15 protein-coding genes are annotated in these 19,547 nt (G+C 64.2%); 5 read left to right on the top strand and 10 right to left on the bottom strand.

The genetic code is table 11. From position 1 onward, the window contains the following. Nucleotides 1-27: 27 nt before the first annotated feature. From RY1_RS04440 to RY1_RS04430, 3 genes are all read left to right on the top strand, one after another. A complete protein-coding gene (locus RY1_RS04440; protein WP_072802352.1) occupies nucleotides 28-1,590 on the top strand; it encodes an alpha/beta hydrolase in 1,563 nt (520 codons plus the stop codon). A 101-nt stretch (nucleotides 1,591-1,691) separates the two neighbouring features. Then, entirely contained in the window at nucleotides 1,692-3,032 is a 1,341-nt protein-coding gene (gene glnA, locus RY1_RS04435; protein WP_072802351.1) for a type I glutamate--ammonia ligase, read from the top strand. Nucleotides 3,033-3,139: 107 nt separating this feature from the next. After that, entirely contained in the window at nucleotides 3,140-6,184 is a 3,045-nt protein-coding gene (locus RY1_RS04430) for a bifunctional [glutamine synthetase] adenylyltransferase/[glutamine synthetase]-adenylyl-L-tyrosine phosphorylase (RefSeq protein WP_072802350.1), read from the top strand. Between the two features lie 37 nt (nucleotides 6,185-6,221). Here RY1_RS04430 and RY1_RS04425 read toward each other — a convergent pair whose 3' ends face one another. The 4 genes from RY1_RS04425 to RY1_RS04410 are packed head-to-tail and all read right to left on the bottom strand — an operon-like array spanning nucleotide 6,222 to nucleotide 9,853. Further along, on the bottom strand, nucleotides 6,222-7,199 hold the full coding sequence (locus tag RY1_RS04425) for a glycine betaine ABC transporter substrate-binding protein (RefSeq protein WP_072802349.1): 978 nt from the start codon (nucleotides 7,197-7,199) through the stop codon (nucleotides 6,222-6,224). After that, entirely contained in the window at nucleotides 7,196-7,972 is a 777-nt protein-coding gene (locus RY1_RS04420; RefSeq protein WP_174565334.1) for an ABC transporter permease, read from the bottom strand. Before RY1_RS04420 ends, RY1_RS04425 begins: the two co-directional genes overlap by 4 nt. A gap of 32 nt (nucleotides 7,973-8,004) precedes the next feature. Beyond that, entirely contained in the window at nucleotides 8,005-9,210 is a 1,206-nt protein-coding gene (locus RY1_RS04415) for an ABC transporter ATP-binding protein (RefSeq protein WP_072802347.1), read from the bottom strand. Continuing rightward, the gene (locus RY1_RS04410; RefSeq protein WP_072802346.1) at nucleotides 9,203-9,853 is read right to left on the bottom strand and encodes an ABC transporter permease; all 651 of its coding nucleotides are present in this window, start codon (nucleotides 9,851-9,853) and stop codon (nucleotides 9,203-9,205) included. Before RY1_RS04410 ends, RY1_RS04415 begins: the two co-directional genes overlap by 8 nt. A gap of 194 nt (nucleotides 9,854-10,047) precedes the next feature. On the opposite strand from RY1_RS04410, the gene RY1_RS04405 reads away from it, so the two are divergent. Then, nucleotides 10,048-11,541, top strand: coding sequence for an adenylate/guanylate cyclase domain-containing protein (locus RY1_RS04405; protein ID WP_072802345.1), 1,494 nt, complete (start codon nucleotides 10,048-10,050; stop codon nucleotides 11,539-11,541). A 141-nt stretch (nucleotides 11,542-11,682) separates the two neighbouring features. Here the strand turns inward: RY1_RS04405 and glnA (RY1_RS04400) are convergent, their stop codons facing one another. After that, nucleotides 11,683-13,119, bottom strand: a complete 1,437-nt coding sequence (gene glnA, locus RY1_RS04400) for a type I glutamate--ammonia ligase (RefSeq protein WP_072802344.1) — start codon at nucleotides 13,117-13,119, stop codon at nucleotides 11,683-11,685. A gap of 223 nt (nucleotides 13,120-13,342) precedes the next feature. Between glnA (RY1_RS04400) and RY1_RS04395 the strand changes: the two genes are divergently transcribed. Continuing rightward, a complete protein-coding gene (locus tag RY1_RS04395) occupies nucleotides 13,343-13,813 on the top strand; it encodes an RDD family protein (protein ID WP_072802343.1) in 471 nt (156 codons plus the stop codon). A 199-nt stretch (nucleotides 13,814-14,012) separates the two neighbouring features. Here RY1_RS04395 and RY1_RS04390 read toward each other — a convergent pair whose 3' ends face one another. From RY1_RS04390 to sucB, 5 genes are all read right to left on the bottom strand, one after another. Further along, on the bottom strand, nucleotides 14,013-14,768 hold the full coding sequence (locus RY1_RS04390) for a DUF4191 domain-containing protein (protein WP_072802342.1): 756 nt from the start codon (nucleotides 14,766-14,768) through the stop codon (nucleotides 14,013-14,015). 79 nt (nucleotides 14,769-14,847) lie between these two features. After that, the gene (gene lipA / locus RY1_RS04385) at nucleotides 14,848-15,957 is read right to left on the bottom strand and encodes a lipoyl synthase (protein WP_371829446.1); all 1,110 of its coding nucleotides are present in this window, start codon (nucleotides 15,955-15,957) and stop codon (nucleotides 14,848-14,850) included. Further along, nucleotides 15,902-16,666, bottom strand: coding sequence for a lipoyl(octanoyl) transferase LipB (gene lipB, locus RY1_RS04380; protein WP_072802340.1), 765 nt, complete (start codon nucleotides 16,664-16,666; stop codon nucleotides 15,902-15,904). Before lipB ends, lipA begins: the two co-directional genes overlap by 56 nt. Nucleotides 16,667-16,686: 20 nt before the next feature. After that, nucleotides 16,687-17,577, bottom strand: a complete 891-nt coding sequence (locus RY1_RS04375; RefSeq protein WP_072802339.1) for a TIGR01777 family oxidoreductase — start codon at nucleotides 17,575-17,577, stop codon at nucleotides 16,687-16,689. Between the two features lie 151 nt (nucleotides 17,578-17,728). Then, on the bottom strand, nucleotides 17,729-19,489 hold the full coding sequence (gene sucB / locus RY1_RS04370) for a 2-oxoglutarate dehydrogenase, E2 component, dihydrolipoamide succinyltransferase (protein WP_072802338.1): 1,761 nt from the start codon (nucleotides 19,487-19,489) through the stop codon (nucleotides 17,729-17,731). Nucleotides 19,490-19,547 lie beyond the last annotated feature (58 nt).

Below are 19,547 nucleotides of genomic sequence, written 5' to 3'. Positions count from 1 at the left end.
AACCGTTGTTCTGGCAACATCGTGAACATGAGGTCGAGTAGAGCTGGCGCCTGTGTTCTCGGTGCCGTCGCGCTCGTGGTGTTCTCGGGATGCGCGCAGCCGGACACCGCCGAGGGCACGCCGGAACCGTCGTCGGAGGGGCAGTTCCAGCCGGGAGCAGGTGCAATTCCAGCCGGCCTGGACGAGTTCTACACTCAGACGCTCGAATGGCAATCGTGCGAGTCCTACGACACCGATGGGACGGGCCTCGGAAGTGACGTCGAGTGCGCGAAGGTGAGTGTTCCGCTGGACTACGCCGATCCGACCGGTCCCACCGCGTTAGTCGCCATCTCCCGGGCCAGGGCGTCGGGCGAGAAGATCGGCTCGATTCTCTTCAACCCGGGAGGACCAGGCGCGTCGGGGCTCTATCTGGCGACCCAGGCCGAAGGCTCGGCCGTTGCCGAGAGGTTCGATCGCATCGGATTCGATCCGCGCGGCATCGGCGCCTCGACTCCCGCAGTTCGCTGCCTGACTGCCGAGGAAGTCGAAGAGGAGCGCAAGGAACCCGACGTCGACGTCTCACCCCAAGGGATCGCCGACACCGAGAACGAGCGTCGCGACTACGCCACCAAGTGCGCGGACCGGACCGGCTCGGACGTGCTGGCACACGTCGGGACGTACGAGGTGGTGCGCGACATGGACGTCATCAGATCGGTGCTCGGCGACGAGAAACTCACCTATGTGGGTTACTCCTACGGCACGCGAATCGGAACCACGTACGCCGAGGCGTTCCCCGACAACGTTCGTGCAATGGTGCTCGACGGTGCGCTCGACCCCGAGCAGACCCCTGTCGACGAGGCAGTCGAACAGGGTGCGGCATTCCAGCAGGCATTCGACGGTTTCGCCGCGGATTGCGCGCGCTCGGCGACATGCGCGCTCGGATCCGACCCGGCCACGGTGAACACCAGATTCCGTGAACTGGTCGATCCGTTGATCGACACACCTGCGGAGACCACCGATCCACGTGGCTTGAGCTACGACGACGCATTGACCGGGGTCCAGCAGGCGTTGTATTCGGAGAGTCTGTGGCGTGTTCTCCGCGTGGGCCTGGCGGAGCTGAACGACGGCAGGGGAGACACCCTGCTTCGGTTGGCGGATGCGTACTCGGGTCGGCTCGACGACGGTTCGTATTCCAATCTCGACGATGCGTTCAACGCCATTCGGTGTGTCGACGATCCGCCCGTGACCGACCGCGCCGAGGCAGGCGAGGCGGACCGCCGGTACCGCGAAGCCGCGCCGTTCCTGGACGACGGCAGGGGGACCGGCCAGGCTCCCCTCGACGTGTGTGCCTTCTGGCCGGTGCCGAACACGGGAAATCCGCACTCCGTGTCGGTGTCGGGGCTGCCGACGCTGGTGGTGGTGTCCACGACGTTCGATCCGGCGACGCCTTATCAGGCAGGTGTCGATCTGGCGAGCCAACTCGGCGCGGACCTGGTGACCTACGACGGAACTCAGCACACCGTGGCGTTTTCGGGTGAGGAGTGCATCGACGATCCGTTGGTCGATTATCTGGTCGACCTCGTCCCGCCAGGTAACGATCTGGTGTGTTGAACACGTCTCACTTGTGTATAACCGCAGGTGGGAGATAGAGGACGTGAGACCGAATTCACGATGTAACACAGATTTAACGCGGTTTGCTTACTCTCGCGGACATGGATCGCCAAAAGGAATTCGTGCTCCGGACTCTGGAGGAGCGCGACATCCGCTTCGTCCGCCTGTGGTTCACCGATGTCCTGGGCTATCTGAAATCGGTGGCCATTGCGCCTGCCGAACTCGAGGGTGCCTTCGACGAGGGCATCGGTTTCGACGGCAGCGCGATCGAAGGATTCGCCCGCGTGTCCGAGGCCGACACGGTCGCCAAGCCGGACCCGTCGACATTCCAGATTCTGCCGTGGTCCACCAGTAAGGGCCACCAGCATTCCGCGCGCATGTTCTGCGACATCGCGATGCCCGACGGTTCCCCGTCCTGGGCCGATTCGCGCCACGTGCTGCGCCGTCAGCTGAGCAAGGCAGCGGACCTGGGATTCAGCTGCTACGTCCATCCCGAGATCGAGTTCTTTCTGCTCAAGGACAGCCCCGAGGACGGTTCACCGCCCACCCCCGCCGACAACGGTGGCTATTTCGACCAGGCTGTCCACGACTCGGCACCCAACTTTCGCCGTCACGCCATCGATGCGCTCGAGTCGATGGGCATCTCCGTCGAGTTCAGCCACCACGAGACGGCACCCGGTCAGCAGGAGATCGACCTTCGCTACGCCGACGCGCTGTCGATGGCGGACAACATCATGACCTTCCGCTACGTGGTCAAGGAAGTTGCGATCGAAGAAGGCGTGCGTGCGACGTTCATGCCGAAGCCCTTCAGCGATCAGGCCGGCTCGGCGATGCACACCCACATGAGTCTGTTCGAGGGTGACACCAACGCGTTCCACAACCCGGACGACCCGATGCAGCTGTCCGAGACCGGTAAGTCGTTCATCGCAGGCATCCTCGAGCACGCCAACGAGATCAGTGCGGTGACCAACCAGTGGGTCAACTCCTACAAGCGCCTCGTGCGCGGGGGAGAAGCACCCACAGCGGCGTCCTGGGGCCCTGCGAACCGCTCGGCTCTCATCCGTGTCCCGATGTACACCCCGAACAAGGCGTCGTCGCGACGCGTCGAGATCCGCAGCCCCGATTCGGCGTGCAACCCCTATCTGGCGTTCGCGGTTCTGCTCGCCGCGGGTCTGCGCGGAATCGAGAAGGGCTACACTCTGCCGCCCGAGGCGGAGGAGGACGTGTGGGCCCTCACGTCGGCGGAACGGCGCGCGATGGGATACAAGGAACTTCCCGGCAGCCTCGATCAGGCGCTCGACGCGATGGAAGGCTCCGAGTTGGTCGCCGAGGCGCTCGGCGAGCACGTCTTCGACTTCTTCCTCCGCAACAAGCGTCGCGAGTGGGAGGAGTACCGGAGCCACGTGACTCCGTACGAGTTGAAGGCGTACCTGGGCTTGTAACGATCCCACCCGCACATGGGCTAGGTTTTACTTCGTTCGACTACGAGGGTAGTTCCCACTCGCGGTGAGGTGAATGAAGTGTCACGCCAGAGTCGAGGTGTTCGCTGATGGTGCGTCCACCGACGTCACGATCGGTCGTTCCGGGTGCAGGCCGGCTGGGTTTGGTGGAGTCGACAGCTCCAGCTGATCTGCAGAAGCTGGGTTGGGTAGACGAGGACAGTCTCGAACTCCTGTGGTCGCTCTCGCGTGCCGCCAATGCGGATCTGGCGTTGCGGACGGTCGTGCGGCTGTCCCATGCGCTGGGTGAGCAGTTTGCGGACGTCGATGCGGCGCTGCGCGCGGACAAGGGTTTTCGAGGCCGTCTGTTCGGGCTGACCGGGGCGTCCAGCGCACTTGCCGATCACCTGGTGTCGGATTCCGAGTCCTGGCGCCTGCTGCTCACTCCCGAGGGAAAATCGAGCGGCGCCAACGCGAAGATCGAGTTGCCCAGCAAGGACCAGCTCACCCGGCAACTCCTCGCAGCTGTGGACGCTGTCCAGGAAACCGGTGAACATGCGGCCCCCGACCTGTACAGGGCGGGCATCATCGGACCGGAAGCCGTTGTCGCGCTGAGGAAAACGTATCGCGATCAGGTGATGGTTCTGGCCGCGGCCGATCTGGCGGCCACCGTCGAGAACGAGCCCGTGTTGCCCTATCAGCTGGTGGGAACCCAGCTCTCCGACATGGCGGACGCCGCACTCACCGCGGCCCTCGCCGTTGCTGTCGCCACGGTCTGCCCCGACAAGCCGTGCCCGTCCCGCATAGCCGTGATCGCCATGGGCAAATGCGGTGCGCGTGAGCTGAACTACGTCTCCGATGTCGACGTCGTGTTCGTCGCCGAGCCGGCCGACGCGGTCGCCAGCCGCATCGCAGGCGAGATGATGCGCATCGGATCCTCGGCGTTCTTCGAAGTCGACGCCGCACTTCGCCCCGAAGGCAAGCGCGGAGAACTGGTGCGCACCCTCGACTCGCACATCGCCTACTACAAGCGGTGGGCCAAGACCTGGGAGTTCCAGGCACTCCTCAAAGCTCGCCCGATGACGGGTGATCTCGAACTCGGCCACGCCTACGTCGCCGCCCTCAACCCCATGGTGTGGTTGGCGTCGCAGCGCGAGGACTTCGTGCCCGAGGTACGCGCTATGCGCAGGCGCGTCGAGGAGATGGTTCCGCCGGAGCTGCGCGAGCGTGAGATCAAGCTCGGCCGCGGCAGTCTGCGCGACGTCGAGTTCGCCGTCCAGCTTCTCCAGCTCGTTCACGGGCGTACCGACGAGTCGTTGCGCGTGCTCGGCACCGTCGACGCGTTGTCGGCGTTGACGGACGGTGGGTACATCGGCCGCGACGACGCAGCGAATCTGACCGCGTCGTACGAGTTCCTTCGGCTCATCGAGCACCGTCTGCAGTTGCAGCGGATGAAACGCACCCACACCCTTCCTCCACCCGACGACGAGGAAGCGCTGCGGTGGCTCGCCAGGGCTGCACACATGCGTCCCGACGGAAACCGCGATTCGCTCGGTGTGCTGAACGCAGAGATCAAGCGGAACGCGCAGCGCATCAGACGTCTGCACGCCAAGCTGTTCTACCGTCCACTCCTCGATTCGGTCGTGAGGTTCGACTCGGACACCGTCCGGTTGACACCCGATGCCGCCATCCGTCAGCTCGCAGCGCTCGGTTACGCCACGCCCGAGAATGCACTCGGTCATCTGCGTGCGCTCGTCGGCGGCGGCGCACGACGCGGACAGATTCAGGCAGTGCTGCTGCCGACCCTGCTCGAATGGTTGGCCGACACACCGGATCCCGACGCTGGACTGCTGAACTACCGCAGGCTGTGCGAGGCCACCGTCGACCAGACCTGGTTCCTGCGCATGCTCCGCGACGAAGGTGCCGTCGCGCAGCGCCTGATGATCGTTCTCGGTTCGTCCGCGTACGTGCCCGATCTGCTCATCAAAGCGCCCGAGGTCATCCGGCTCTTCGTCGACGGACCCACCGGGCCGAGACTGCTGGATGCGGAACCGGAAGAAACGTATCGCGCGATCCTGTCCTCGTCCGGTCGCTACGACGACCCGGCCCGTGCGATCAATGCCGCACGTGCGCTGCGTCGCCACGAACTCGCGCGGGTGGCGTCGGCCGACATCCTCGGCATGCTCGACGTGCCTCAGGTGTGTCGTGCGCTGTCGTCGGTGTGGGCAGCGGTCATCAACGCAGCTCTCGCAGCCGCGATCAGGGCAAGCGAAGCCGAACGCGGAGAGCCGGCCCCGGCGACACTCGCCGTGATCGGCATGGGCCGCCTCGGCGGCGGTGAACTCGGATACGGCAGCGACGCCGACGTCCTGTTCGTGTGCAAGGCGACGGGTGGTTCCGACGACAGTGTTGCTGTCAAGTGGGCCAACGGAATTGCCGATCGCGTCAGGAAGCTGCTCGGCGCGCCCAGTACCGATCCGCCTCTCGAAGTGGACACCGGACTGCGGCCAGAAGGCCGGAACGGTCCCGTCGTACGTACGCTCGCGTCCTACGAGGCGTACTACGCACAGTGGGCACAGGCGTGGGAAGTGCAGGCACTCCTACGTGCTCACCAGGTTGCGGGCGACCACGATCTGGGAATCGAATTTCTGCTCATGGCCGACAAGGTGCGGTATCCGGCAGGCGGCGTCTCGCAGGACGCTGTCCGCGAGATTCGCCGCATCAAGGCACGCATCGACTCCGAGCGGCTTCCCAAGGGCGCAGACCCCGCCACACACACCAAGCTCGGAAGAGGCGGCCTCGCCGATATCGAATGGACCGTGCAGCTCATCCAGCTTCGGCACGCCCACGACGTACCGTCGCTGCACAATACGTCGACGCTGCAGAGTCTCGACGCGATCGGTGCCGCCGAGTTGATGAGCCAGACGGACGTCGAGTTGCTTCGTGAGGCATGGATCCTGGCGACGAAAGCACGCAACGCACTGGTCCTGGTTCGGGGCAAGCCCACCGATCAACTTCCCCGGCCCGGCCACGTCCTCTCCGCCGTCGCCAAGGTGGCGGGATGGGAGAACGGGGACGCGGGGGAGTTCCTCGACAACTACCTGCGTGTCACCCGTCGGGCAAAGGCAGTGGTGGAGAGAACCTTCGGGGCCTGAGCGTCACCGCTGGACCGCTGTTGCTGCGCCGTGACACCTACTGCGCTGTGACGAAACCTTCGGCGACCAACCAATCCCGGGCGACGTCGGCGGGCTCCTTGCCCTCCACGTCGACCTGGCGGTTGAGTTCGGTCATGACGGTGTCGGTCAACATTGCGGAGATCGGTGCCATCACCTCGGCGACCTGTGGATGCGCGTCGGCGAAGTCCTTCTTCATCACCAGAGCCGGGTTGTACTTCGGAAAGAATGCCCGATCGTCTTCGAGCAGAACGAGATCCAGGGCGATGATCCGACCGTCCGTGGTGAAGACCTCGCCGAACTTGCACTGTGTTCCATCCGCCGTTGCCTGGTAGATGATGCCCGTCTGCAGAATTTGACGCGGCGCGAGATTCGGATCGAACTCGTATTTCGCGGCCATTCCGGGGTAACCGTCCTGCCGCACGTTGAATTCGGTTTCGACGCATGTGGTCGCTGCCGACGGGTCGGTCTGCACGAGACGGGCGTAGTCCGACAACGTCTTCACGCCGGTCTGCTCGGCTGTCTGCTTGTTCATCGCGAGCGCGTAGGTGTTGTTCATCGGCGCTGGATCGACCCACACCATGTCGTTCGCGGCGAGGTCGGCATCGCGTACCGCCTCGAACTGTTCGGTGGGATCGGGAAGCGGAGTCTGGTTGCCCAGGTAATTGATCCACCCGGTGCCGGTGTACTCGTAGGTGACGTCGATCTGCCCGTCGAGTTGGGCGTCACGAGTGCTGTTGGATCCCTGGATGTTCGTCAGATCGCGGACGTCGGCTCCTGCTGCCGACAGTGCGAACTCGATGATGTATCCCAGCGTGATCTGTTCGGTGAAGTCCTTGGACCCCACCGTGATCTTCACCCCGTCGAGATCGTCCACGGGCTGAATGCTCGCCGGACCCACGGCAAGCGGTACTGCGCCACCGGATTCGAGGCCGCACCCGGCGACCAGGGCGCACGCTGCGACAACCGCGAGGATGCCCTTCTTCGGCGACTTCATCGCAATCCTTTGGGTCCTAGGAACTGTTCGGCCAGAGCGCCGAGCCAATCGATGAACAGGGCGAGCGAGACGGCAAGCACTGCCCCGACGACCAGGGTGACGTTGTCGCGCAGCTTGTATCCGGTGTCGATGAGGATGCCGAGACCGCCCGCGCTGACGAGGAAGCACAGTGTCGCGGTTCCCACGGCAAGTACCAGCGAGGTCCGTAGTCCGGCGAGGATGTAGGGCACCGCCATCGGAAATTCCACTTTGCGCAGTACCGTCATCGACGACATGCCCTGGCCGCGGCCGGCGTCGATCAACATTCGATCGACTTCCTGGTAACCCAGAATCGTGTTGCGCAACACCGGAAGAAGCGAATAGAACGCGATCGGAAGTACGCCGATCCAGAACCCGGTCTGACGCGTCGCCAGGTAGAACAGAACCAGCAACCCGATCGCGGGTGCAGCAGCACCTATGTTCGCGATTCCCACGAAGAACGGTGCCAGCTTCGTGTAACCGGGACGCGTGAGCAGAGTGCCGAGAGGCACCGCCACGATGACGACGATGACGACGACCGCAGCGGTCAGCAGGATGTGTTGCCAGGTGAGCGTTGCGATGTTGCTGATACTGATGCTGCCCTGCTGGGTGGCCGTCAGTTCCCGGCTGAAGGCCCACACCAGTACCCCGACAACGAGTACGAGCACGATCGCCGGCTGGACCAGCAACCGCATCCGTTCGGCCCGCCGTACCGCGCTGCGCTCGGATGCCCCCTCGTCGGGTGGAGCCTCCATCTCGGGCGCCTCTGGTCTGTCCATCTGCGCTGTCATGCCCGCGCCCCGTCGGCGACGATGTCGTCCTCGTCCTCGTCGTGGTCGTGCTCGTGGGCTTCCCGCATCTTCTGGAGGTGACCGACCAGCGTGTCGATCGAGATCAGCCCGACGTATTCACCGCGCTTGCCGGTCACGACGGTCGACGCGGTGCTCTCGGCGAGAAGCGCTTCCAGCGCGTCCTGCAGTGTCGACTGGATGGAGACGACCTCGCCGATGGGCATTCCGACTCCGCGTAGCGACGACGCGGTGGCCAGGTGCGCCGGCGACACCCACCGCAGCGGGCGGTTCCGGTCGTCGAGAATCAGGCCCCACTGCCACTTGCGCGAGTTGATCTTGGTGCGGATCTCGTCGACCGGGTCGCTTTCCTTCGCCGTCGGGCACGGCAGTAGGCGCACGTCCTTGATGCGGGTGAGCGTCAGTTGCTTGAGTGAGGCGTCGGCGCCGACGAATCCGGCGACCATGTCGTTCGCAGGATTGGCCAGTATTGCCTCGGGAGTGTCGTACTGCATGATCGACGACTGATTGCCGAGCACAGCGATACGGTCACCCAACTTCACGGCCTCGTTGAAATCATGGGTCACGAACACGATCGTCTTGCCCAGTTCGGACTGCAGCCTCATCAGCTCGTCCTGCAGCAGACCGCGCGTGATCGGGTCGACCGCGCCGAACGGCTCGTCCATCAACAGGACCGGGGGATCGGCCGCCAGCGCCCGCGCCACCCCGACACGTTGCTGTTGACCACCCGAGAGCTGACGTGGGTATCGATTTCGGTAGGTGTCCGGATCGAGACCGACCAAGTCGAGCATCTCGTCGGTACGGTCCGAAATTCGCTTCTTGTCCCAGCCGATCAGACCAGGGACCGTGCCGACGTTCTTGGCGATCGTGAGGTGCGGAAACAACCCTGCCTGTTGAATCGAGTAACCGATTCCACGTCGCAGTTCGTCGGGGTCGATGGACAGCGCATCCTTGCCGTCGATGGTGATCTTGCCCGACGACGGCTCGATCAGACGATTGATCATGCGCATCGTCGTCGTCTTCCCGCAGCCCGATGGGCCGACGAACACGACGGTTTCGCCTGCGGGCACGGTCAGCGACACGTTGTCCACGGCCGCGTCCTTCTGCCCCGGATAACGCTTGCTGACCGAATCGAGAACGATGTCGACTCCGGAGACATGCTGGTTGCCTGCTACTTCAGTCACGAATACCCCTCGAGGTTGTGAGACGACCGACAAGGACGAGGATGCCGTCGACGATCAAGGCCAGAACTACGATCAGGACGGTGCCGACAAGCGCCTGCGGCACTGCATTGGGACTTCCGACGCGGGAGAGACCGGAGAAGATCAGGTTGCCCAGACCCGGACCTTTCGCGTACGCGGCGATCGCAAGAATTCCGAAGATCATCTGCGTACTGACGCGCATGCCTGCCAGAATCGACGGCCACGCCAGCGGAATCTCGATTCTGGCGAGGATGCGCAGGCGATTGAGGCCGACGCCGCGGGCGGCATCGGTGACCGCGGGATCGACCGAAGCCAAACCGATGATCGTGTTCCTGACGATCGGCAGCAGTGCGTACAGCACCAGCGCCGTGATGGTCGGAGCCACACCGAGGCCGAGAATGGGAATCAACAGTCCCAACAGGGCGAACGAGGGGATTGTCAGGATGGTGCTGGCCAGAGCCGTGGCGACAGCCGATCCGGCGGGGGAGCGGTACACCGCTATACCGACGAGAACTGCAACCACGGTGGCGATCAGAATGGACTGCACGACCGCGGAAACGTGCAGGTACGAATCGGTGAGCAACTGCTGGCGTCTACCCGAGACGAAGTTCCAGAGCGCATCCATGCGAAGTAACCCACCCTCTTTCCGTGTACCGACACTCAGACGGCGAGGTCACTCGCTGTTCCCGAACGAGAATGACCGTGTCGATGCAATCGCAAACCTTCTTTGGGGAAGTTGTTACCTCGCGTACACCGAAACCGGCTGTCGCCGACCGCACTCGTCGCACATGGACGGCCGTCGGCGCTTACGCTGAAGACATGGACCCGCCGGTCACCCGATATGTCCAACGCGACGGCGATGCGCTGGCGTTTCAGCTGGTGGGCGACGGCGACGCCGACGTGGTGTGGTTCTTCGAAATCAACATGCATCTCGACCTGATGTGGACCGACCCCCAGCTGCACTACCTGATGGAGCGAGGCACCAACTTCGCCCGGACCGTGTTCTTTCAGCGCCGTGGAATCGGATTGTCCGATCCCGTCGATCACCTACCCACTATCGAAGAACAGGCCGACGACGTCATCGCTGTCATGGACGCCGTCGGGATGCAGAGGGCAACGATCGTCGGGGTCGCGAGCACGGCAGGGCCGGTTTCCCTGGTCGCAGCCCGGTCACCCGACCGCGTGGCCGGGTTGGTCCTGATCCAGCCGTTCGCGGACCGGCTGATCGCCGACGACGGACAGCCGCCGCCCGGGTGGGACTCCGAGCATCTCGAGCAGTTCGTGGCCGGGTGGCGGTCCGTGTACCGGCACTGGGGTTCGGGTGAGGGTGTGCCGTTGTGGGATCCCACGGTCGATACGCCGGTCAATCGGCGGGTGATGGCCATGATGGAACGATGTTCGGCCACACCGGCAACCGCGCAGGAACATCTCGAGAACGTCATGCGTCTCGACTACTCGAAAGCGCTGCCTGCCATTCGATGTCCGGCCCGCGTCCTGCTGGTGCAGCGGAGTCCGGTATCTCGCGGTGCAGCCGAGCACGTGGCCGACATGATCCCGAACGGCAGATTTCATCTGCTTCCCGCCGCGCCACCCGGTGCCTCGCTCGGGGAATCGTGGGTGCCGATCCTCGACCACGTCGAAGAGCTGACGACGGGCGACCACCGACCACCGGCTGCAGACCGCTTCTTCGCCTCGGTCCTGTTCACCGATCTGGTCGGATCGACGGAGACGCTGTTCAGACTCGGGGACTTCGCGTACCAAGAGCTGCGTGCGACGCACGAGCGTCAGGTTCGAGCCGCGGTGGAGTACGCAGGGGGCCGGGTGCTGACAGTTGCAGGTGACGGGACCTTCAGTGTGTTCGACAGCGCTCTCGCGGCGGTGCGGTGCGCTCGTGAGATCCGCGCACAGACACAGTCCCTCGGTGTCGATATCCGGATGGGCGTGCACAGCGGCGAGGTTCAGCGCAGCGGACCCGACCTCACCGGGATGACGGTGCACGCCGGGGCACGGATCGGCGCCGCAGCAGGACCGGGTCAGATCCTGCTCTCGCGAGCAGTTCGGGACTTGACCACCGGATCCGGAATTACGTTGTCCGACAGTGGAACACGCGAACTCAAGGGTGTTCCTGGGCGATGGCCACTGTTCGCGCTCGGCGACGATGTCGGCGGTGTCGACGATGTACCGCGGGCCCGACCACGCCCACGTCTGTCGGCGGTCGATCACGCACTGCTCACCGCTGCCCGCCGCACTCCCGGCATCGTGCGAGCTCTGGTCCGGTTGGGTAACGTCCGGCATCGCCGTCGACCCGGCTGAGCGCCGACGCAGACGAGTCCACCCGAGCTGCAGGTCGTGGTGACCGCTGCTCGGGTGGACTCGCTCAAAAGCTGCTGCGAACCGACCGCGGACAGATGGGGCGTCTCGCCCCTTCTGCCGCAGGTCAGGCCGGTGTGAGGATCACACGTCGTAGTAGAGCTGGAACTCGTACGGGTGCGGGCGCAGGTTGACGGGAGCGATTTCCTGCTCGCGCTTGAGCGAGATCCAGGTCTCGATCAGGTCGGTGGTGAAGACGCCACCCTCGGTCAGGTACTCGTGATCGGCCTCGAGGCGGTCGATCACGGCCTCGAGCGACGTCGGAGCCTGAGGAATGTTGCGCGCCTCCTCGGGCGGCAACTCGTACAGATCCTTGTCGACCGGTGCCTGCGGCTCGATCTTGTTCTTGATTCCGTCCAAGCCCGCCATCATCTGAGCAGCGAAGTTCAAGTACGGGTTGCCCGAGGAGTCCGGAGCGCGGAACTCGAGGCGCTTGGCCTTGGGGTTGTTGCCCGTGATCGGGATACGGACGGCGGCCGAACGGTTGCGCTGGCTGTAGACGAGGTTGATAGGAGCCTCGTAGCCCGGCACCAGGCGGTGGTAGGAGTTGACCGTCGGGTTGGTGAACGCCAACAGCGACGGTGCGTGGTGCAGGATGCCGCCGATGTAGTGGCGAGCCAGGTCCGAGAGCCCAGCGTATCCGGCTTCGTCGTGGAAGAGCGGCTTGCCGTCCTTCCACAGCGACTGGTGGACGTGCATGCCCGAGCCGTTGTCGCCGAACAGCGGCTTCGGCATGAAGGTGGCGGACTTGCCTGCCTTCCATGCGGTGTTCTTGACGATGTACTTGAACAGCTGCAGATCGTCCGCCGCTGCGAGCAGCGTGTTGAACTTGTAGTTGATCTCCTGCTGTCCGCCGGTGCCGACCTCGTGGTGGCCACGCTCGAGCTCGAAGCCCGCATTCTGTAGGTTGGTGGAGATCTCGTCGCGCAGGTCCACGTAGTGGTCGTACGGTGCGACGGGGAAGTATCCGCCCTTGGGGCGAACCTTGTAACCGAGGTTCGGGCTGCCGTCGGCGTTGACATCGTTGCCGGTGTTCCAGGAGCCGGAGATCGAGTCGAGCTCGTAGAACGCGCTGTTGATGCCGGAGTCGTAGCGAACCGAGTCGAAGATGTAGAACTCTGCCTCGGCGCCGAAGAACGCGGTGTCGGCGATGCCGGTGGACACCAGGTATTCCTCGGCCTTGCGAGCCACGTTACGGGGGTCGCGGCTGTAGGACTCACGCGTGAACGGGTCGTGGACGAAGAAGTTGACGTTGAGGGTCTTCGCAGCGCGGAACGGGTCGACCTGCGCGGTCGTCACGTCGGGCAGAAGCATCATGTCCGACTCGTGGATCGACTGGAAGCCGCGGACGGACGAGCCGTCGAAAGCGAGGCCGTCTTCGAAGACATCCTGCGTGAAGGCAGAGGCCGGAATCGAGAAGTGCTGCTGAATACCGGGAAGATCCGTGAACCGGATATCCACATACTCGATATTTTCGTCGGCGATGAACTTGATGACCTCTTCGGCCGTGGTGAACGCCACGCTGTTACTCCTTTGTTGAGTTCGTCGACCAGCACGTTATGGACTTGGTGTTGCCCGCTAGTCAAGCCTGTGTTTCGCCCGTGTTACACGTCGTGTTTTGTGCACACATCGATCGAGCAACGTCACGTTCTCCACGCCGGGCGCACGAAAACGCGATGCTCTCCCGCACACACTACGGTGACGGCCTACTTCGCCGGGTACGTCGGCGCCTATCCTTGTACCCATGGCACGAATGACAGGTTCCTGGTTGTCCGGTCCCCACGCTGCAATCGGGGACGACGGGACCGAGCAGAAATTTCCGGGCGAACGGCTCGGATTGCCGTCGGACGGACCCGGCGCCATCGCCGGACTCGGTCGTCGCGCCGCCGCCCTGACCGTCGACTGGTTGATGGCGATGGGGATCGGAGCGCTCGTGCTCAGCCTCACATCGCTCGACCAGTCGCTGTCCACGCTCACCCTTCTCGTCTGGTTCGTGGTCGGCGTCGGCTCCGTGAGCGCCTTCTCGTTCACCCCGGGGCAGCTGGTCGCCGGAATCCAGGTCGCACGCGTCGACGCTGCAGCCCGCGTCGGCTTTGTTCGCGCGCTGGTACGTACGTTCTTCGTGATCTTCATCTTCCCGGCCGTGATCTCGGACCACGATGGCCGCGGAATGCACGACCGGGCAACAGGAACCGCAATGCTGCGCGGCCGGTAGCGAAGCCAGCGACCTTGCTATCGGTCGTTCCGCGGGCTCCACTCCAGATGCCGGGTCGTTCCGCGGGCTCCACTCCAGATGCCGGGTCGTTCCGCGGGCTCCACTCCAGATGCCGGGTCGTTCCGCGGGCTCCACTCCAGATGCCGGGTCGTTCCGCCGGCTCCACTCCAGATGCCGGGTCGTTCCGCTGAAACAAGAATCAGCGGCGCTTGATGGTGCGCTGCACGCCCTTCATCTTCGCCCCACCGGGGATCGGACCCTTCGGCATCGCTGGTCCGCCCTTGGTGCCGAGGGCAGCGAGGCGTGACTCGATGGTGTCCATGCGCTTGCTGTCGATGTTGTTCGGGAGTTTGGTCAGATACTTCTGAAGCCCGGACAGCGGAATCTGATTCTCGCCGTTTCCGACCACGATGTCGTAGATCGGAGTATCGCCCACGAGACGAGCGGTCTTCTTCTTCTCCTGCGCCAGAAGAGACTTCACCCGCTGTGGGGCGCCCTCGGCCACCAGGATCACACCCGGCTTGCCGATCACCCGGTGTACCGCATCGAGCTGAGTGGTACCCGCGATTGCGTTCGACACTCGCCACGATCCCCGAAGGTTGTCCAGCGCCCACGCGGCCGCGCCTGCTTGACCATCGGCTTTGGTGTACACCGACTTCTGGACGCGACGCCCGAAGATGATGAAGGCGACCAGGACGCCGACGACGAGTCCGAAGGGCAGCAAGAACCACTGGACTCCGAAGATCAGACCGATCAGGAAAGCGACGACGGTGATGCCGACGATCGCTCCGATCATCAACGGGAGGAGTAGCTTGTCTTCCTTGCGCTGCATCTGGAACGCCTGCCACAGTTGGCTGCGCCGTTCCTTCGATGCCTGCTTACGGGCAGCTTTCGCTGCCGCCTTCGCTTCTTTGCTGGGCTTACCAGCTTTGCCCGCTTTACTGCCGTTCGCCATGCTTCACAGGATACGTCCCGCAGTCGCACTCACACGCATCGCTGGGCGATTGCATCGCCCAGCGACGAATAGAGCGAGATCAGCGAGCGGCCAGCCGGGAGATCAGCGAGCTGGCTTCCTGCGATGCCTCGCCACCTTCGCCGAGGTGACGCATGCCTTCCGGCAGCACTCGGCCGTGGTGCTGCATGGCCTGTACGTACAGACGTCCGGCCCGATACGACGAGCGGACCAACGGTCCCGCCATGACGCCGGCAAAACCGATTTCGGTGGCGTAATCGGAATGGTCGACGAACTCCTCGGGCTTGACCCACCGCTCGACCGGGTGATGCCGAGGCGAGGGACGGAGGTACTGCGTGATGGTGAGGATGTCGCAGCCCGCCTCGTGCAGGTCGCGGATCGCTTCCTGGATCTCTTCCGGCGTCTCGCCCATGCCGAGGATGAGATTGGACTTGGTTACGAGGCCGTCGTTGCGAGCGGCAGTGATGACGTCCATCGACCGCTGGTAGCGGAACGCCGGTCGGATCCGCTTGAAGATGCGCGGGACCGTCTCGACGTTGTGCGCGAGTACCTCGGGACGTGAGGAGAAGACCTCGGCGAGCTGGTCGGGCTTGGCGTTGAAGTCCGGGATCAGAAGCTCGACGCCGGTATTGGGGTTGAGCTTCTTGATGTAGCGAACCGTTTCGGCGTACAGCCAGGAGCCACCGTCTTCCAGGTCGTCGCGGGCGACGCCGGTGATGGTGGAGTAGCGCAGGCCCATCGCCTGGACGCTTTCGGCTACACGGCGTGGCTCGTCACGGTCGAGAGCGTCGGGCTTGCCGGTGTCGATCTGGCAGAAATCGCAACGGCGGGTGCACTGTTCACCGCCGATGAGGAAGGTCGCTTCGCGATCTTCCCAGCACTCGTAGATATTGGGGCAGCCGGCTTCCTCGCATACCGTGTGCAGGCCCTCTCGTTTGACCAGACCCTTGAGTTCGGAATATTCCGGACCCATCTTCGCTTTGGTCTTGATCCAATTGGGCTTGCGTTCGATCGGGGTTTCCGCGTTTCGGATCTCGAGGCGGAGCAGCTTTCGTCCGGGTGGGGCGAGCGCTGCGTCGGGGGGTGTTTCTGGAGCCACAGTCACGGAACCGATGCTACGCGCCGAAGCGAACGGTGGTGAACTGTGGGCTACCCGCGGGCGCCGAGGCATCCACACGATCGACCGGGTGGTCGGCGACCTCGAGCTCGCCGTCCAGTGCGGCGACGAGTGCAGCGGTGACAGCGGGAGTCACTTCCTCGATCGTCACGTCACGCCCGAGCTCGTTCGACAACGACGTCACACCTGCGTCGGAGATTCCGCACGGCACGATGGCGTCGAAACCCGTCATCGCCGAGTTGCAGTTCAACGAGAAGCCGTGCAGCGTCACTCCTCGCTGCACGCGCACTCCGATCGCCGAGATCTTCCGTTCCGGAAGCCACCGGCCGTCGCGCTGTTCCGCTGCCAGCCACACACCCGACCTACCGTCGATGCGGCCGCACGCGATGCCGAGGTCGGTGCACACCGAGATGAGCGCCTCCTCGACGCGGCGAACGTACTTCACCACATCGATCGGCTGGGCCAGCTTCACGATGGGATAGCCGACGAGTTGCCCCGGACCGTGCCAGGTGATCTTCCCGCCGCGGTCCACCTCGATCACCGGAGTGCCGTCCTTCGGCAGGTCTTCGGGGGAGGTGCGCCTGCCTGCGGTGAACACGGACGGATGTTCGAGAAGCAGGAGCGTGTCCTGTCCACGACCCTCGGCGCGCATGTCGGCGAGTTGGCGCTGGCGTGCCAAAGCGTCGAGGTAGTCGATCCTCCCGAGCTCGACGATCGCCATCGAGTCCGAACTCTCCCGTGCCGAGATTCCAGGGTTGCCCATACCGGCGAGATTACGCCGCGTCAACGCCCGACCGAGACGCGCAGTGCCTCGCCGACGGTGTTGTGCGCGAATACGAATCCCGTGTCTTCCAGAACCGCTGGAATAGCCCGTGGACCGGTCAGAATCGCTTCTTCCGCGAACTCGCCGATTGCGGCTCGAAGGGCGAAGCCGGGGACGACCCACGGTGCGGGGCGACCGACTGCGCGGGCCATGGCGCTGTTGAACTGTGCATTGGTGACGGGAGCAGGCCCGACCATGTTCACCGGACCGGACACATCCTCGTTCTCCAGGCCGTGAACGATCGCGGAGATCTCGTCGTCGAGAGAGATCCACGGAAAGTACTGTCGCCCACTGCCGAGTCGTCCGCCGAGTGCGAGCAGATACAGCGGTCGCAGCCTGTCCAGCATCCCGCCGCGCCGTGACAGAACGACGCCACTGCGCAGCATGATCGTCCGAACTCCCGCAGTACTGGCCGCCGTGGTTGCCGTCTCCCAATCGCGGCACACCTCGGCCAGAAATCCGGTACCGACGGGGGACGACTCGTCGACGACGCGGTCGCCGGTGTCTCCGTAGAAGTTGATTCCGCTCGCGTTCACCAGCGTCGGTACCGAGTACGTCACGCACGCGTCGGCGAGTACCTCCGTCGGCGTGATTCGACTGTCACGAACTTCCTGCTTGTAGGAACCGGACCACCGCTTGTCACCGATACCCACCCCACACAGATTCACCACTGCATCCGCGCCGCGCAGTGCGCGTTCGGTGATCGTGCCGTGTGGGGGATCCCACTCGTGCTCGTCCGGTCCTGCCGCCGTCCGGCGAACCAGCCGAGCGACGTCGTGCCCTTTGCCTCGCAGCGTTGCCACGAGAGCGGTACCGATCAATCCCGAAGAACCAGCAATGACTACACGCATGAATTCGTTAGCCTCCTCGACAGGTACGGGGCACCATTCGCGCTGCGAATGGTGCCCCGGCTGTGTGTGCGATTCCCCGTCTTCTCGAGGACCGTTCGAGCATGTGTCCGATACTTCGACAGTACCGGTTCAGCTCGACCCGAGCCTGACGTCAGATACCCAGATCCGCCTCGAACGAAGCATCCTGCAGACGCTGCTTGATGGTGGTCAAGAAGCGGCCCGCGTCAGCACCGTCGACCAGACGGTGGTCGTACGTCAGTGGCAAGTACACCATCGAGCGAACGCCGATGGATTCGTTGCCTGCGTCGTCCTTGACGACGACCGGGCGCTTGACGATCGCGCCGGTTCCGAGCATTGCCGCCTGCGGCGGAAGGAGGATCGGCGTGTCGAACAGGGCGCCCTGGCTACCGATGTTGGTGATGGTGAACGTGCCACCGGCCAGCTCGTCGGGCTTGAGGCCACCGGAGCGCGCACGCGAGGCGATATCGGCGATCGCGCGAGCCAGACCGGCGAGGGACAGATCGCCCGCGTTGTGGATGACAGGGGAGAGCAGACCCTGATCGGTGTCCACGGCGATGCCGAGGTGGACATCGGCGTGGTACGTGATCTCTTTCTTCTCCTCGTCGATGCTGGCGTTGACGTTGGGATGCGCCTTGAGTGCTTCGACGACGGCCTTGGCGAAGAACGGAAGGTACGTCAGGTTGACGCCCTCGTTCTCCTTGAAGGTGGCCTTGGCGCGGGTGCGCAGCGCCGCGATCTTGGTGACGTCGACCTCGTGGGTCTGGGTCAACTGAGCAGTGGTCTGCAGCGATTCGCGGGTCTTCCTTGCGGTGATCTGGCGAATGCGGTTGATCTTCTGCGTGGTTCCGCGCAGGTGAGCAAGCTCAGGGCGAACCCCTGCGGTGGCAGGTGCTGCGGGAGCCGATGCTGCCGCCGGTGCCGCCGCGGCAGGTGCAGCTGCAGGCGCTTTCTTTGCTTCTGCTGCAGCGAGCACGTCCTGCTTGCGGACACGTCCGCCGACGCCGGTGCCCTTGACGCTGGACAGGTCCACGTCGTTGTCGGCAGCGAGTTTGCGAACCAGAGGCGTGACGTACGGCGTTGCATCACCCGACGGAGCAGAGATCTCCTGCTTGGGAGCAGGAGCCTTCGGAGCCTCGGCCTTGGGTGCTTCTGCCTTCGGGGCTTCCGTCTTGGGTGCTTCGGCCTTGGGAGCTTCCTGCTTCGGAGCCTCTGCTTTCGGGGCTTCCTTGACGGGCTCGGGTGCGGGAGTCGGCTTCTCGGGCTCCGGTGCCTTCTCGGCCGGCGCGCCCGATCCGATCAGTGCCAACTGGCCACCGATGGCGACGGTGTCGTCCTCTTCTGCGCTGATCTCGAGGAGTGTTCCTGCGACCGGAGACGGAATCTCGGTGTCCACCTTGTCGGTGGACACTTCGAGGAGAGGCTCGTCGACGGCAACGTCGTCGCCGACTGCCTTCAGCCAGCGAGTGACCGTTCCTTCGGTCACGGACTCACCGAGTTCGGGCATGTTGACCGGGGTACCGGATCCGCTCGGTGCAGAGCTGGCTGCGGGCGCGGCCGCCGGTGCCTCTTCCTCGGCCTGTGGCTCGGGTTCGGCAGCGGGCTCGGGCTCTTCGGCGGCAGGTTCCGGCTCGGCGGCAGGCGCGGATTTCTCTCCGGCATCACCGATCTGGGCGAGCTCGCCGCCGATCTCGACGGTGTCGTCTTCCTGCGCCACGATCTTCGTCAGAACGCCAGCCACGGGGGACGGGATTTCGGTATCGACCTTGTCCGTCGATACTTCGAGCAACGGCTCGTCGACCTCGACGGTGTCGCCCTCCTGCTTGAGCCACCTCGTGACAGTTCCCTCGGTGACGCTCTCACCAAGAGCTGGCATCTGGACGGAGAAGGCCATGTCTGTTGACTCCTCGACAGTTGTATGCGGGTATGTGGTCTTACGACTTGTGGTCGTA

The organism is Rhodococcus yunnanensis NBRC 103083 (assembly GCF_001895005.1).
GTDB classification, from domain to species: domain Bacteria; phylum Actinomycetota; class Actinomycetes; order Mycobacteriales; family Mycobacteriaceae; genus Rhodococcoides; species Rhodococcoides yunnanense.
This window is presented reverse-complemented; position numbering and strand designations above follow the sequence as displayed.